The 18,042-nt window shown below is 45.9% G+C and carries 7 protein-coding genes; all 7 read right to left on the bottom strand.

All coding sequences use genetic code 11. From position 1 onward, the window contains the following. Nucleotides 1-330: 330 nt before the first annotated feature. Nucleotides 331-1,269, bottom strand: a complete 939-nt coding sequence (locus IPH84_18235) for a type IX secretion system membrane protein PorP/SprF (protein MBK7175106.1) — start codon at nt 1,267-1,269, stop codon at nt 331-333. A 531-nt stretch (nt 1,270-1,800) separates the two neighbouring features. Further along, nucleotides 1,801-7,119 (bottom strand): gliding motility-associated C-terminal domain-containing protein, encoded by a 5,319-nt coding sequence (locus tag IPH84_18230; GenBank protein ID MBK7175105.1) that lies wholly within the window; start codon nt 7,117-7,119, stop codon nt 1,801-1,803. Between the two features lie 739 nt (nt 7,120-7,858). Beyond that, nucleotides 7,859-14,056: an HYR domain-containing protein gene (locus IPH84_18225; protein MBK7175104.1), complete on the bottom strand. Its 6,198-nt coding sequence runs from the start codon at nt 14,054-14,056 to the stop codon at nt 7,859-7,861. Between the two features lie 46 nt (nt 14,057-14,102). Continuing rightward, a complete protein-coding gene (locus IPH84_18220) occupies nt 14,103-14,336 on the bottom strand; it encodes a hypothetical protein (GenBank protein MBK7175103.1) in 234 nt (77 codons plus the stop codon). 2 nt (nt 14,337-14,338) lie between these two features. Beyond that, on the bottom strand, nt 14,339-17,107 hold the full coding sequence (locus tag IPH84_18215; protein ID MBK7175102.1) for an HYR domain-containing protein: 2,769 nt from the start codon (nt 17,105-17,107) through the stop codon (nt 14,339-14,341). After that, entirely contained in the window at nt 17,070-17,684 is a 615-nt protein-coding gene (locus IPH84_18210; protein MBK7175101.1) for a hypothetical protein, read from the bottom strand. Before IPH84_18210 ends, IPH84_18215 begins: the two co-directional genes overlap by 38 nt. After that, on the bottom strand, nt 17,594-18,013 hold the full coding sequence (locus IPH84_18205) for an HYR domain-containing protein (protein ID MBK7175100.1): 420 nt from the start codon (nt 18,011-18,013) through the stop codon (nt 17,594-17,596). Before IPH84_18205 ends, IPH84_18210 begins: the two co-directional genes overlap by 91 nt. Between the last annotated feature and the right edge of the window lie 29 nt (nt 18,014-18,042).

Raw genomic sequence — 18,042 nt, 5'->3', positions numbered from 1 at the left:
AACAAATAAAAGTTAGGTCAATATATGTGGACCTAAAATGGACATATCTTAAAACTTTTGAACCAGGGCCTGTTGATACATCAACCTGGCCTAATAATTTGTCAATTGGAATATATTAGTATCTATCTTATTAAGCTCAATTCAACTGAAAGCCTCAGCAGGTGTATCAATTTTAATATTCATAATCATTTATTGATTGCAATCAGTGGAATAAAAAAAATGCCGGAGGTTATCCGGCATGGGCGCAAAACAATGGGTTTTTGGAGTTGCTTTTTGAATATGTTTTTTCCGAGGATATATGGTGTATCTGATTTGGCTTCTGTCTGCTTATTAGAAATAACGGGGGGTAAGCATTCTTGAATGGAAAATATCGAAGTCGAAACTGAGCCTTACTTCGTGAGATCCTTTGTTGGATGATTGAAGTTCATTGAACCAATGATCATATGAGTAACCCATTCTTAGATTTTCTGATAGGTTGAATTCTGCCATGAATGATAAAGCTTTTTCGGTACGATAAGATACTCCAAGCCAGAAAGCACTCTTAATCATGAAACTTGCATTCAGATCCATTTGAGGAGGAGCATTCTTAACAAACTTTACTAAAGCTGATGGACGGAAAACAACATCTTCTGAGATTGGGAAGGCTGCACCGGCCATACCGTAAAAGTGGCGAAGCAGTTTGGTGAATTGTTCTTCACCATTAACTGAAACTACTCCCATCTGGTTTTGAAACAACTGCTTTGAAGAAAACCCAACATAATATTTGTTTGAGTAATAATAAACACCAAAGCTTGCATCGGGAACGGCCTTGTTATTTAAAGGAGCACGTAACAGTGGATCTTCAGTTTCAAGGGTAACTATTCTTGACCAGAGTACATCTGTATATTTATAACCAGCCTGAATTCCAAAGGATAATTTTGAGTTAGGGAAAAGGATACGGTATGAGAAAGTAGCCATAGCACCCTGGTTAATAGAAGGGCCGATTACATCATGATAAACATTTAAACCGAGTCCCATATGATTGTTCCTCAAAGGTGAATGCATTGATGCTGAAAAAGTCTGGGGAGCTCCTTCAATATTTACCCACTGATACCTGTATAATGCATCCAGGGTAAGAACATCACGACTGCCTGCATATGCTGGATTGACTGCAAGCTTGTTGAACATATATTGACTGAACAGTGGATCCTGTTGTGCATTAACTCGTGCAGAAAAAAGAGTTACAAGAATTGTTGCGAGGCTGAGAGTATGGAAGAGTATCTTTTTCATCACGTTGGTATTTCTTAGAGTAGTTGGAGTCTGCTGTAGAACTATATGTTAGTTGTTCGCATTTTCCTATGTCCCAAAGTTGTGCCAAACAGTTGGAAATGTAATGAAAGTGTAGTATTGTAAAATTAGTATGTCCGTAAATAACTAATAAACAGATAAATAGAAGTTTATTGAATAATTAAAATATTTTCAGATAATTATTTCATCCGCTTTTTTTGATTAGCATTTTCACTTTTTTTTTACATACTGTAAATTTTTATAAGCATGAAATGTAATAATTTGGGAATAGAGCTATTCTGATTTTAAATGAATTTGTTGAAATCGAGAATAAAAGATCTTATAGTAATAAAAGAAGCTCAATTTTAAAGGTTAAGTACAGAATTGGGAAAGTCTGTCCAAACCATGTTTACCTGAGATTCGATTTGGGAATTTGATAAAAGAAAAACACTGCTCCTGAAAAGAATCAAAGAGCAGTGTTTAGAAATCGATGCCAGGTAATTTCAACTAGGCATTTATAATTTTCATCAGAGGCTATTCACGATTACCTCTTACAAAAATCCAACCTGATGATTTACCTAATTCTTTAATCTCAAGGATATAGAAGTATGTGCCATCTGGTACAGGCTTTCCTTCTTCATTCTTCCCATCCCAAACCTTTTCTTTATTGTCGTAACCAGTAAAGGAGCGGATCTTATCACCCCAACGATTGAAAATTATTACTGTATTATCAGGGTAGTCTTCAATACCTCTGATAGTCCAGTCATCATTTACATTATCATCATTTGGAGTAATCCCTGTAACAACTAGTAAGTCATCAATTTTAGTTGGCCTTACATGGATATATACCATGGTATCCACGCATATTTCAGGTGTAACATCAATACATATCCTGTAACACAAGGAATCATCACCAGTAAATTTCCGCTTGGGCTGATAAGTTATAGTCTGGTCAGGATTGATAATTGCTAATCCATTGTTAGGATTGGAACATAATGATAAAGTTACCTTAGAATTGTCAGGATAAATGTCGTTCAGAAGCACTTCAATTTTTCCTGAATTATTGACCAGAACAGTGTCGTAGTCGGCCCTTGCTATGATTTCAAAACCTGGCGATCCGATAAAGACTGTGATCTCATCATTTCCGGAACAACTACTCACTAAATCCATTACGGTTAATGTAAAGGTAGTGGTTGAACCCAAAGGCAGAGTCATAGGATTCATGGAAGTTGCATCCTCCAGGAATTTTTCAGGTTGCCATTTCCATGCATAGAGTCCCGAACCTTCAGAAGCTGAACCATTGAGCTTTGCACGCTTATCCTCACCTATTACCTGGTCTTCACCTGCATTTGCTACGGGTGATTTATTTACAGTTAATTTCACCTGGTCTGTTGCTACAATATTAGCACAAGCAGAGCTTCCTTCCTGTGAAAGTGTTAGAATCACTTCTCCAAAATATCCACTTGCCGGAGTAAAGGTCGGAGTAAGTGTATTTGCTCCTGATAAAACACCGCTTGATGCTGGCGAGATTTGCCAGGAAATGGTTCCCTGGGAAATTGCAGTCGCTCCAATTATTGTAAAGCTTTCATTCTGGCAGAGGTAAGCATCATCACCGGCATAAACTTTCGGACTCATGCCAATTTGTAACAGCATCTCATCAACTACATCCTGACATGGGGTAATACCTTGTAAATGAAGACTCAGCCTGACCAAACCGTTTGCTCTGTCAGTGTTACCAGGAGTATATAATGGATGCAAGTCTGTGGGATCATCAAATGAACCATCGCCTGAACTAACCCAAAGTATTGAAGTATAAGCAGACGCCTGGGAATTTGTAATCCTTACTGAAGCCTGATCGCAGGTTGCAAGATCATTCCCTGCATCGGCAAGAGCAGGCTCTTGTACCATTAACGACATTGAATCCAAAACACTTCCGCAGTTTCCATAAGCAGTAATATGTAAAACCAGGGTAATATTTCCGGTTTCATTTATGCCTGGTATATAAGTAGGATGTAAGGTTGTGGCATCATTTAGTGTGCCATTACCATTATGGGTCCAGTACAGACCGGCAACCGAAGTAGCATTGGCATACTGAATTGTGTAAGGTGAAGAACTACAGGTGCTTGCATCAGGACCGGCATTTGCAGAAGGTTCTGTGGTTAAATTCAAGACCAGGCTGTCTTCTACGATTCCGCAATTGGCATACCCAATAGCTGAAAGTTTCAAGGTAACAACTCCATTATCTAAATCATTAGGTCCGGGAAGATAAGTGGCATTTAATAAAGTTGGAACATCAAAAATTCCATCGCCGGATGTCGTCCATTGCTGACTCTCAATATTGGAGGAGGTAGCTTCTGACAATACGAATGGATTGTTCCCGCAACTGGAATTATCATTCCCGGCAAACACCTGGGGTATGCCATGAACAGATAAAGCCATCTGGTCCTCATTGTTCCCGCATGTGCCCAAGCCTTCAGCATGAAGGGTAAGAAGAATGGTTCCCAATTCATTCTGAGCTGGAGTATAAGTGGGATTCAGTGTTGTATTGCCTGTAAGGGTGCCAAGTCCATTATGCGTCCAGTAGACTGAAACAGCATTTTGTGCACTGGCCTGGTTAACTGTGAAAGGAATTCCCTGGCATGTTGCTGCATCCGGACCTGCTTGTGCTATTATTGCTTCCGATATGGTTAGTGTCATATTATCTGCAATATTTCCGCATAAAGCTGATCCAATACTTGTGAGAGTTAAGACCACTGTTCCTGACTGGATATCTGTTGCATCTGGAGTGTAGGTGGGGTGCAATATCGTAGGATCATTGAATGTTCCGGTTCCTGAAGTCGTCCAAAGAATGGAATTGTAATATGCTGCATTGGAAGTTGTTGGAACGAAAACCTGGTTCTCACAAATAGTAGCATCATCACCTGCTGAAACCATTGGCCCTGGAATGATGCTCAACAGGAGCTGATCAGAAGTTCCTGAACATGGAGCAATTCCGGATGCTGTCAGGGTTAAATATACATTCCCTGTTTCTCCTGTCTGGGGCACATAGGTCGGTGAAATAGTATTGGCATTCAATAACGAACCATTCCCGGTTGTGGTCCAAAGCAAACTGGAATAATTGGATGCTGTGGCCCCGAGTACCTGGTAGCCTTGAGAATTCTGACAAATCGTTTCATCCGGCCCTGCATTGGCAGTGACCATAGGAACGATCGTAATACTCTGCTCACAGGATGAACTGTTCCCGTGAATGTCTGTTACTGTCCAGGTTATGGCTGTAGTACCGACCATAAAGTTTCCAGTAGCATTATTGGTAACCGACAGAATACCACAATTATCAGTACCAGTTGCTAATCCAATATTTAGGGTTTCTGTCGAACATATCAGCACATCTTCCGGACATTGAATGGCAGGTGCTTCATTATCAGTTACTGTAACACTCATTGTACAGGTAGAGACATTGTTGCACTCATCATTTATGGTCCAAATGATCTGAGTGGTTCCTACCGGATAATAACCATTAGCATTTGAAGTTAGATTCAGGTCATTGAGAATGCTTACTACTCCACAGGTTTCCAATACTGTTGGAGTGGGCACAATAACATTGGCTCCGCAAACTCCGGGATCGTTATTAACTGTAATATTCCCCGGACAAACAACAACCGGAGCAGTAATATCCCTGACATTGATAGTTTGCGAGGCTGATGAAATATTTCCACAAGCATCCGTTGCTGTCCATGTGCGGGTTACGCTGTATGCTCCGGCACAAATACCGGGCACAGTGCTGTCTTCATAAGTTAATGTGAAAGCAGAACCGCATTCATCGGTAGCTGTAGCTGTTGCAAACTCTGGTGTTGCCGGACAATCAATGGTTGTCGGTGCAGGCAGAGATGCAATCACAGGAGCAGAGATATCCTGAACATTGATTGTTTGCGATGCTGAAGAAATATTTCCACAAGCATCGTTAGCAGTCCAGGTGCGGGTTACGCTGTATGCACCGGCACAAATACCGGGCACAGTGCTGTCTTCATAAGTTAAGGTGAAAGCAGAACCACATTCATCAGTAGCTGTAGCTGTTGCAAATTCCGGTGTTGCCGGACAATCAATGGTTGTCGGGGCAGGCAGAGATGCAATCACCGGAGCCGAAATATCCTGAACATTGATAGTCTGTGAAGCAGAAGAAATGTTTCCGCAAGCATCCGTTGCTGTCCATGTGCGGGTTACGCTGTAGGCGCCGGCACAAATACCTGGCACAGTGCTGTCCTCATAGGTTAAGGTGAAAGCAGAACCACATTCATCGGTAGCTGTAGCTGTTGCAAATTCCGGTGTTGCCGGACAATCAATGGTTGTCGGGGCAGGCAGAGATGCAATCACAGGAGCAGAGATATCCTGAACATTGATAGTCTGGGAAGCAGAAGAAATGTTTCCGCAAGCATCCGTTGCAGTCCATGTGCGAATAACGCTGTAGGCACCGGTGCATGCACCGGGCATTGTAGCATCTTCAAAGGTTAGGGTAAATGCAGAACCACATTCATCGGTAGCTGTAGCTGTTGCAAATTCCGGTGTTGCCGGACAATCGATGGTTGTCGGTGCAGGCAGAGATGCAATCACAGGGGCAGAGATATCCTGAACGTTGATTGTCTGGGAAGCAGAAGAAATATTTCCGCAAGCATCCGTTGCCGTCCAGGTGCGGGTTACGCTGTATGCTCCGGCACAAATACCGGGCACAGTGCTGTCTTCATAAGTTAATGTGAAAGCAGAACCACATTCATCGGTAGCTGTAGCTGTTGCAAATTCTGGTGTTGCCGGACAATCAATGGTTGTCGGGGCAGGCAGAGATGCAATCACAGGAGCCGAAATATCCTGAACATTGATGGTCTGGGAAGCAGATGAAATGTTTCCGCAAGCATCCGTTGCCGTCCATGTGCGGGTTACGCTGTATGCACCGGCACAAATACCTGGTGTTGTAGCGTCTTCATAAGTTAATGTGAAAGCAGAACCACATTCATCGGTAGCTGTAGCTGTTGCAAATTCCGGTGTTGCCGGACAATCAATGGTTGTCGGTGCAGGCAGAGATGCAATCACAGGAGCCGAAATATCCTGAACATTGATTGTTTGCGAGGCTGAAGAAATATTTCCACAAGCATCGGTAGCAGTCCATGTGCGGGTTACGCTGTATGCACCTGCACAAATACCTGGTGTAGTAGCGTCTTCATAAGTTAAGGTGAAAGCAGAACCGCATTCATCAGTAGCTGTAGCTGTGGCAAATTCTGGTGTTGCCGGACAATCAATGGTTGTCGGTGCAGGCAGAGATGCAATTACCGGGGCAGAGATATCCTGAACATTGATGGTCTGGGAAGCAGAAGAAATGTTTCCACAAGCATCCGTTGCTGTCCATGTGCGGGTTACGCTGTATGCTCCGGCACATATACCGGGAGTAGTAACATCTTCAAAGGTTAAAGTGAAGGCAGAACCGCATTCATCGGTAGCTGTAGCTGTTGCAAATTCAGGTGTTGCCGGGCAATCAATGGTTGTCGGAGCAGGCAGAGATGCAATCACAGGAGCAGAAATATCCTGAACATTGATTGTCTGCGAAGCTGATGAAATATTTCCGCAAGCATCGGTTGCAGTCCATGTGCGGGTTACGCTGTATGCCCCGGCACAAATACCGGGCAAAGTGCTGTCTTCATAAGTTAAGGTGAAAGCAGAACCACATTCATCGGTAGCTGTAGCTGTTGCAAATTCTGGTGTTGCCGGACAATCAATGGTTGTTGGGGCAGGCAGAGATGCAATCACAGGAGCCGAAATGTCCTGAACATTGATGGTCTGGGAAGCGAAGAGTGTTTCCGCAAGCATCGGTCCGGGGCTGTGTCGGCAATACCGGGCGCCTCTCCGGGGGGGCAAGGCGGCCCCCCTCGGTGCTGTGGCTGTTGCAAATTCGGGTTGCCGGACAATCAATGGTTGTCGGGGCAGGCAGGTGCAATCACCGGGGCGAGATATCCTGAACATTGATGGTCTGGGGAAGCAGAAGAAATGTTTCCGCAAACATCCGTTGCTGTCCATGTGCGAATAACGCTGTATGCTCCTGCACAAATACCGGGCACAGTGCTGTCTTCATAAGTTAAGGTGAAAGCAGAACCACATTCATCGGTAGCTGTAGCTGTTGCAAATTCCGGTGTTGCCGGACAATCAATGGTTGTCGGGGCAGGCAGAGATGCAATCACAGGAGCAGAGATATCCTGAACGTTGATGGTCTGGGAAGCAGATGAAATATTTCCACAGGCATCCGTTGCTGTCCATGTGCGGGTTACGCTGTATGCACCTGCACAAATACCGGGTGTAGTGCTGTCTTCATAAGTTAATGTGAAAGCAGAACCACATTCATCGGTAGCTGTAGCGGTTGCAAATTCCGGTGTTGCCGGACAATCAATGGTTGTCGGTGCAGGCAGAGATGCAATCACAGGAGCAGAGATATCCTGAACATTGATGGTCTGGGAAGCAGAAGAAATGTTTCCACAAGCATCCGTTGCTGTCCATGTGCGGGTTACGCTGTATGCACCTGCACAAATACCAGGTGTGGTAACGTCTTCATAAGTTAATGTGAAAGCAGAACCGCATTCATCGGTAGCTGTAGCGGTTGCAAATTCCGGTGTTGCCGGGCAATCGATGGTTGTCGGGCAGGCAGAGATGCAATCACAGGAGCCGAAATATCCTGAACATTGATTGTTTGCGAGGCTGAGGAAATATTTCCGCAAGCATCGGTAGCAGTCCAGGTGCGGGTTACGCTGTAAGCTCCGGCACAAATACCGGGCACAGTAGCATCTTCAAAGGTTAAGGTGAATACAGAACCGCATTCATCGGTAGCTGTAGCTGTTGCAAATTCCGGTGTTGCCGGACAATCAATGGTTGTCGGTGCAGGCAGAGATGCAATCACAGGAGCAGAAATATCCTGAACATTGATGGTCTGGGAAGCAGATGAAATGTTTCCACAAGCATCCGTTGCCGTCCAGGTGCGGGTTACGCTGTATGCTCCGGCACAAATACCGGGCACAGTGCTGTCTTCATAAGTTAAGGTGAAAGCAGAACCGCATTCATCGGTAGCTGTAGCTGTTGCAAATTCTGGTGTTGCCGGACAATCGATGGTAGTTGTTGACGGTAGCGTCCCAATGACTGGAGCCGAAATGTCCTGAACGTTGATTGTTTGCGATGCTGAAGAAATGTTTCCACAAGCATCCGTTGCTGTCCATGTGCGGGTTACGCTGTATGCACCTGCACAAATACCGGGTGTAGTATTGTCTTCATAAGTTAATGTGAAAGCAGAACCGCATTCATCGGTAGCTGTGGCTGTTGCAAATTCTGGTGTTGCCGGGCAATCAATGGTTGTCGGGGCAGGCAGAGATGCAATCACAGGAGCAGAGATATCCTGAACATTGATGGTCTGGGAAGCAGAAGAAATATTTCCGCAAGCATCCGTTGCTGTCCAGGTGCGGGTTACGCTGTATGCTCCGGCACAAATACCGGGCACAGTGGTGTCTTCATAAGTTAATGTGAAAGCAGAACCGCATTCATCAGTAGCTGTAGCTGTTGCAAATTCTGGTGTTGCCGGACAATCAATGGTTGTCGGTGCAGGCAGAGATGCAATCACAGGAGCAGAGATATCCTGAACATTGATGGTCTGGGAAGCAGAAGAAATGTTTCCACAAGCATCCGTTGCTGTCCATGTGCGGGTTACACTGTATGCACCGGCGCAAATACCTGGGGTTGTAGCATCTTCATAAGTTAAGGTGAAAGCAGAACCGCATTCATCGGTAGCTGTAGCTGTTGCAAATTCTGGTGTTGCCGGACAATCAATGGTTGTCGGTGCAGGCAGAGATGCAATCACAGGAGCAGAGATATCCTGAACATTGATGGTCTGGGAAGCAGAAGAAATGTTTCCGCAAGCATCGGTAGCAGTCCATGTGCGGGTTACGCTGTATGCACCGGCGCAAATACCTGGAGTTGTAGCATCTTCATAAGTTAAGGTGAAAGCAGAACCGCATTCATCGGTAGCAGTGGCTGTTGCAAATTCCGGTGTTGCCGGGCAATCAATGGTTGTCGGAGCAGGCAGAGATGCAATCACAGGAGCTGAAATATCCTGAACATTGATGGTTTGAGAAGCAGAAGAAATGTTTCCGCAAGCATCCGTTGCTGTCCAGGTGCGGGTTACACTGTATGCACCGGCGCAAATACCTGGGGTTGTAGCATCTTCATAAGTTAAGGTGAAAGCAGAACCGCATTCATCGGTAGCTGTAGCTGTTGCAAATTCAGGTGTTGCCGGACAATCAATAGTTGTCGGAGCAGGCAGAGATGCAATCACCGGGGCAGAGATATCCTGAACGTTGATGGTCTGGCAAGCAGATGAAATGTTTCCACAAGCATCGGTAGCAGTCCATGTGCGGGTTACGCTGTATGCACCGGCACAAATACCTGGAGTTGTCACATCTTCATAAGTTAAGGTGAAAGCAGAACCGCATTCATCGGTAGCAGTAGCTGTTGCAAATTCTGGTGTAGCCGGACAATCGATGGTCATTGTTGACGGTAGCATCACAATCACCGGAGCTGAAATGTCCTGAACGTTGATGGTCTGGGAAGCAGAAGAAGTGTTTCCACAAGCATCCGTTGCTGTCCATGTGCGTGTTAGCGTGTATTCTCCAGCGCAGTCTCCATCAACTCGTGTTTCTCCCAAATAGGTGACTAACGGATTGGTATCGCAATTATCACTTGCTGTCGCAGTGCCTACATCAGGAACATCACTGCATGAAACAATAACAGCAGCGGGAACAACCAATGTTGGATTTATCTCATCATCTATAATTATAACCTGAGTGCAAGAACTATAATTATTACTGTTGTCAGCTATCTTATAAACCCTGCTAATCGTTTCCGGACAGCTTTGATTATTGGACGTTTCACTTTCAAGGCTAAATGTTGCCGGATTTATGCCATCATTATCCGATGCTGATCCTCCGGCATTTACAAATTCGGTATAAGTTGAATAAGCAGGCGGCAGTTCTGTTATGCAACTGATTGTTATGGTTGGTGGACAAAGGATTACAGGTAGTTGATTATCTGTAACCAAAACTGACTGATGACAGGTATCACTCAGGCCATTAATATCAGTTACTGTCCAGGTAACCCATGTTATACCTAACGGGAACTGCGTGGGACTATTATTGACAGTTGATGCAATACCACAATTGTCGGATGTAACAGGAATTCCCAGTTCAACACCACTGGCAAAGGTTTGACCTGAATTTGCCTGAACAGTGATATTAGCCGGGCAAATAATGCTTGGGGGTTGATTATCTGTTACAATGACCAATTGATCACAGGTAGCTGTCTGCCCGCTTGCATCCATCACAGTCCAGGTAACGGTTGTACTGCCCACAGGATAAGTCGATGGCGCATTATTCGTTAGCGAGGAAACCTGGCAGTTGTCTGTAGTTATTGCTGTTCCAAGCGATACGCCTGATGCAGTGCAAAGTCCTGCATCAGTAACTGTGTTAACTACAGGTGGACAAGCTATTGTTGGTAGTTCATTGTCTACAATTGTGATGGTTACTGTTGACTGATCACAAATGGTTGGATTCAGCACTTCACAAATCTGGTAAACTATTGAATAATTGCCAGCCTGTGTTCCATTTGCCACAGTAACAGCTCCGGTTGCCGGATTCAAAACAATTCCGGGATCCGAAGCGGGAGTGATAACTGAAAGAATTACGTCGGCAGGAATTACTGCTGTGCCATTTAAGAGGTCATTGCTCAGTACATTGTTAACAGCAATTCCTCCTTCACATCCTGTTATACTGCCAGCGTCTACATTTGCTTCTAATGAAGGAGCGGTAACAGTCACTGAAACCGTTGCCTGGTCACAGTTTGTGGGGTTAAGAATTTCACAGATCTGATAGGTGAGGGAGTAGGTTCCGGCAGGAGTACCTGCGGCAACTACTACACTTCCACCCACCAGGCTGATGCCTGCATTGGTAGAACTGACCTGGGAAAGAGTAATTTCGGATGGGTTCACAGCTACTCCATTGAGCAGGTCATTGACCAGCACATCGGCAACAGCTGTCCCACCGGCATATCCATTGACAGGTGTTCCTGTATCATCATTGGCCACAATAGTTGCAGCATTCACAGTCACTGAAACTGTTGCCTGGTCACAGTTTGTGGGGTTCAGGATTTCGCAGATCTGGTAAGTAAGTGAGTAAGTTCCGGCAGGAGTACCTGCGGCAACTACCACGCTACTTCCAACCAGGCTGATGCCTGCATTGGTAGAACTGACCTGGGAAAGGGTAATATCGGATGGATTCACAGCTACACCATTGAGCAGGTCATTGACCAGCACATTGGCAACAGCAGTCCCACCGGCATAACCATTGACAGGAGTTCCTGTATCATCATTGGCCACAATAGTTGCAGCATTCACAGTTACGGAAACCGTTGCCTGGTCGCAATTTGTTGGATTGAGAATTTCACAGATCTGGTAGGTGAGGGAGTAGGTTCCGGCAGGAGTTCCTGCGGCAACTACCACGCTACCTCCAACCAGGCTGATACCTGCATTGGTAGAACTGACCTGGGAAAGAGTAATTTCGGATGGGTTCACAGCTACTCCATTGAGCAGGTCATTGACCAGCACATCGGCAACTGCAGTCCCACCGGCATAACCATTGATTGGAGTTCCGGTATCATCATTAGCCACAATAGTTGCAGCATTCACAGTCACTGAAACTGTTGCCTGGTCGCAATTTGTTGGATTGAGTATCTCACAGATCTGGTAGGTAAGAGAGTAGGTTCCGGCAGGAGTTCCTGCGGCAACTACCACGCTACCTCCAACCAGGCTGATGCCTGCATTGGTAGAACTAACCTGGGAAAGAGTAATATCAGATGGGTTCACAGCTACACCATTGAGCAGGTCATTGACCAGCACATTGGCAACAGCAGTTCCACCGGCATAACCATTGACAGGAGTTCCGGTATCATCATTGGCCACAATAGTTGCAGCATTAACAGTTACGGAAACCGTTGCCTGGTCACAGTTTGTGGGGTTCAGAATTTCACAGATCTGGTAGGTGAGGGAGTAGGTTCCGGCAGGAGTACCTGCGGCAACTACTACACTTCCACCCACCAGGCTGATGCCTGCATTGGTAGAGCTAACCTGTGAAAGGGTAATATCGGATGGATTAACGGCTACACCATTGAGCAGGTCATTGACCAGCACATTGGCTACGGCAGTCCCACCGGCATATCCATTGACAGGAGTTCCGGTATCATCATTGGCCACAATAGTTGCAGCATTCACAGTCACTGAAACTGTTGCCTGGTCGCAGTTTGTAGGATTAAGTATTTCACAGATCTGGTAGGTGAGGGAGTAGGTTCCGGCAGGAGTACCTGCGGCAACTACCACGCTACCTCCAACCAGGCTGATGCCTGCATTGGTAGAACTGACCTGGGAAAGGGTAATATCGGATGGGTTCACAGCTACACCATTGAGCAGGTCATTGACCAGCACATCGGCAACTGCAGTCCCACCGGCATAACCATTGATTGGAGTTCCGGTATCATCATTAGCCACAATAGTTGCAGCATTCACAGTCACTGAAACTGTTGCCTGGTCACAGTTTGTGGGGTTCAGAATTTCACAGATCTGATAGGTGAGGGAGTAGGTTCCGGCAGGAGTACCTGCGGCAACTACTACGCTACCTCCAACCAGGCTGATGCCTGCATTGGTAGAACTGACCTGGGAAAGGGTAATATCAGATGGGTTCACAGCTACACCATTGAGCAGGTCATTGACCAGCACATTGGCAACAGCAGTCCCACCGGCATAACCATTGATTGGAGTTCCTGTATCATCATTAGCCACAATAGTTGCAGCATTTACAGTCACGGAAACCGTTGCCTGGTCGCAATTTGTTGGATTAAGAATTTCGCAGATCTGGTAAGTGAGGGAATAGGTTCCGGCAGGAGTTCCTGCGGCAACTACCACGCTTCCACCAACCAGGCTGATGCCTGCATTGGTAGAACTGACCTGGGAAAGGGTAATATCGGATGGGTTCACAGCTACTCCATTGAGCAGGTCATTGACCAGCACATTGGCAACTGCAGTCCCACCGGCATAACCATTGACAGGAGTTCCTGTATCGTCATTAGCCACAATAGATGCAGCATTTACAGTCACGGAAACCGTTGCCTGGTCGCAGTTTGTAGGATTAAGTATTTCACAGATCTGGTAGGTAAGGGAGTAGGTTCCGGCAGGAGTTCCTGCGGCAACTACCACGCTACCTCCAACCAGGCTGATGCCTGCATTGGTAGAACTGACCTGGGAAAGAGTAATTTCGGATGGGTTCACAGCTACTCCATTGAGCAGGTCATTGACCAGCACATCGGCAACGGCAGTCCCACCGGCATATCCATTGACAGGAGTTCCGGTATCATCATTAGCCACAATAGTTGCAGCATTCACAGTCACGGAAACTGTTGCCTGGTCACAGTTTGTGGGGTTCAGAATTTCGCAGATCTGGTAAGTGAGTGAGTAGGTTCCGGCAGGAGTGCCTGCAGCAACTACTACGCTACCTCCAACCAGGCTGATGCCCGGATTGGTAGAACTGACCTGTGAAAGGGTAATATCAGATGGATCAACAGCGACACCATTGAGCAGGTCATTGACCAGCACATTGGCAACTGCGGTCCCACCGGTATAACCATTGACAGGAGTTCCTGTATCGTCATTTGCTACAATAGTTGCAGGCACTACTCACGGAAACCGTGCCTGGTCGCAGTTTGTGGGATTGAGAATTTCACAGATCTGGTAGGTGAGGGAGGTTCCGGAGTGCCTGCGGCACTACGCTACCTCCAACCAGGCTGATGCCCGGATTGGTAGAACTGACCTGTGAAAGGGTAATATCAGATGGATTAACGGCTACCCCATTGAGCAGGTCATTGACCAGCACATTGGCAACAGCAGTTCCACCGGCATATCCATTGACCGGAGTTCCGGTATCATCATTGGCCACAATGGATGCAGCATTCACAGTTACCGAAACTGTTGCCTGGTCGCAGTTTGTTGGATTAAGGATTTCACAGATCTGGTAGGTGAGGAGTAGGTTCCGGCAGGAGTACCTGCGGCAACTACTACGCACTTCCCAACCAGGCTGATGCCTGCATTGGTAGAACTGACCTGGGAAAGGGTAATATCGGATGCCTGTACTGGCAGTCCATTAAGAAGATCATTTACCAAAACATCCGAAACTGAAGTTCCTCCAGTGAATCCATTAATGATACTACCTATATCATCATTAGCAATAATTGGTAAGGATGAAACTGAAACTGTCTGATCGCAAGTTGTCGAATTTCCGCAATCATCAGTTGCTGTCCAGGTAACTATTGTATTTCCCAGAGGGAATGATATGGGTGCATTATTTGTAATTGTTATGTCTGAATCGCAGTTGTCGGTTGCTATTGCATTTCCGATCGCTCCAATATATGTGTTGCCATTATTGGTGTTTAGTTCCAGATTTGATGGACAGGTCAATACTGGATCAGTTGTGTCATCAATATTGATTTGTTGTTCACATTCTGAAGTATTCCCATAGGCATCTTTTATAAACCATGTTCTCGTAACCACAACCGGACAGGTTCCAGTGGTTATATCCAGATAAGAAACCTCTGTTATTCCGCAATTATCATTAGCTGATCCATTATTAACGGCTCCTGAAAAGATTGCGTAATCAGCAAGGGTTAAAACCTGGGAATAATTGGGGTTTGTCAGTGCTGAAGCAGAACATCCCTCGATATTCCTGGTTGCGGGACAAGTTACGATGGTAGGCGCAGTATTATCAGTAACAGTAAAGTTAGCCGAACAGGTACTGAAGTTTCCGGCAGCGTCAGTAACAGTGATGGTCACGGTAGTTACACCTGTTGAAACCAGTGTTCCGGCAGTTGGTGATTGTGTGATCACCAGCGAAGGAGTAGCGGTACAATTATCGGTAGCAGTTACATTGGCAGTAAAATCGGGCACTGCAGACTGGCATGAAGCATTGGCAAAAGCCGACTGATTGGGTGCACAAGTAACGATGGTCGGATTAGTATTATCGGTTACAGTAAAGTTAGCCGAACAGGTACTGAAATTCCCGGCAGCATCTGTCACGGTGATAGTCACGGTAGTCACACCAGTTGATACCAGTGTTCCTGCTGCAGGTGATTGTGTGATGACCAGCGAAGGAGTAGCGGTGCAATTATCGGTAGCTGTTACATTGGCAGTAAAATTGGGCACAGCAGACTGGCAGGATGCATTGGCAAAAGCCGACTGATTGGGTGCACAGGTAACGATTGTGGGCGAAATATTATCTGTAACAGTAAAGTTAGCTGAACAGGTACTAAAATTCCCTGCAGCATCGGTTACGGTGATAGTTACAGTGGTTACACCTGTTGATACCAGTGTTCCTGCTGTGGGTGATTGAGTGATGACCAGCGAAGGAGTAGCCGTGCAATTATCTGTAGCTGTTACATTGGCAGTAAAATCGGGCACTGCAGATTGGCAGGATGCATTGGCAAAGGCCGATTGATTGGGAGCACAGGTAACGATGGTTGGATTAGTATTATCGGTTACTGTAAAGTTTGCAGAGCACGTACTAAAATTCCCGGCAGCATCTGTCACGGTGATAGTCACGGTAGTCACACCTGTTGATACCAGTGTTCCGGCAGCAGGTGATTGTGTGATGACCAGCGAAGGAGTAGCCGTGCAATTATCGGTAGCCGTTACATTGGCAGTAAAATTCGGCACAGCAGCCTGGCATGAAGCATTGGCAAAAGCCGACTGATTAGGTGCACAAGTAACAATTGTGGGTGAAATATTATCTGTAACAGTAAAGTTAGCTGAACAGGTGCTGAAGTTCCCTGCAGCATCGGTTACGGTGATAGTCACGGTAGTCACACCTGTTGATACCAGTGTTCCGGCAGCAGGTGATTGAGTGATGACCAGCGAAGGAGTAGCGGTACAATTATCTGTAGCTGTTACATTGGCAGTAAAATCGGGCACAGCAGACTGGCATGAAGCATTGGCAAAAGCCGACTGATTGGGTGCACAGGTAACGATTGTGGGCGAAATATTATCTGTAACAGTAAAGTTAGCTGAACAGGTGCTGAAGTTCCCTGCAGCATCGGTTACGGTGATAGTCACAGTGGTTACACCTGTTGATACCAGTGTTCCGGCAGCAGGTGATTGTGTGATGACCAGCGAAGGAGTAGCAGTGCAATTATCTGTAGCTGTTACATTGGCAGTAAAATCAGGCACAGCAGACTGGCATGAAGCATTGGCAAAAGCTGATTGATTGGGTGCACAGGTTACAATGGTAGGAGCAGTATTATCAGTAACAGTAAAGTTAGCTGAACAGGTACTAAAATTCCCTGCAGCATCGGTTACAGTGATAGTCACAGTAGTTACTCCCGTTGATACCATTGTTCCTGCAGCAGGTGATTGAGTAATAACCAGCGAAGGAGTAGCAGTGCAATTATCGTTAGCGGTTACATTGGCAGTAAAATCGGGCACAGCAGCCTGGCATGATGCATTGGCAAAAGCCGACTGATTGGGTGCACAGGTAGCAATGGTTGGAGCTGTATTATCTGAAACGGTGAAATTAGCTGAACAGGTACTGAAATTTCCAGCAGCATCAGTTACAGTGATGGTCACGGTAGTTACACCTGTTGATACCAGTGTTCCGGCAGTGGGTGACTGAGTGATCACCAGGGAAGGAGTAGCAGTGCAATTATCTGTAGCTGTTACATTGGCAGTAAAATCGGGCACCGCAGACTGGCAGGATGCATTGGCAAAAGCCGACTGATTGGGTGCACAGGTAACAATTGTCGGGCGAAATATTATCCGTAACAGTAAAGTTAGCTGAACAGGTACTAAAATTCCCTGCAGCATCGGTCACAGTGATGGTTACGGTAGTTACACCTGTTGATACCAGTGTTCCTGCTGTGGGTGATTGAGTGATGACCAGCGAAGGAGTGGCGGTGCAATTATCTGTAGCTGTTACATTGGCTGTAAAATCGGGCACAGCAGCTTGGCAGGAAGCATTGGCAAAAGCTGATTGATTGGGTGCACAGGTAACGATGGTCGGAGCAGTATTATCGGTAACTGTAAAGTTAGCTGAACAGGTACTGAAGTTTCCGGCAGCATCGGTTACAGTGATAGTCACAGTGGTTACACCTGTTGATACCAGTGTTCCGGCAGCAGGTGATTGTGTGATGACCAGTGAAGGTGTAGCAGTACAATTATCGTTAGCGGTTACATTGGCAGTAAAATCGGGCACTGCAGCCTGGCATGAAGCATTGGCAAAAGCCGACTGATTAGGTGCACAGGTAACGATTGTGGGCATGTATTATCTGTAACAGTAAAGTTAGCTGAACAGGTGCTGAAATTTCCAGCAGCATCGGTTACAGTGATAGTCACAGTGGTTACACCTGTTGATACCAGTGTTCCGGCAGCAGGTGATTGTGTGATGACCAGCGAAGGAGTAGCAGTGCAATTATCTGTAGCTGTTACATTGGCTGTAAAATCGGGCACAGCAGACTGGCATGAAGCATTGGCAAAAGCCGACTGATTGGGTGCACAGGTAACGATGGTCGGATTAGTATTATCAGTTACAGTAAAGTTAGCTGAACAGGTACTGAAATTCCCAGCAGCATCGGTTACAGTGATAGTCACAGTGGTTACACCTGTTGATACCAGTGTTC

The sequence above is a fragment of the Bacteroidales bacterium genome, assembly GCA_016707785.1.
In the GTDB taxonomy this organism is placed as follows: Bacteria; Bacteroidota; Bacteroidia; order Bacteroidales; family UBA4417; genus UBA4417.
This window is presented reverse-complemented; position numbering and strand designations above follow the sequence as displayed.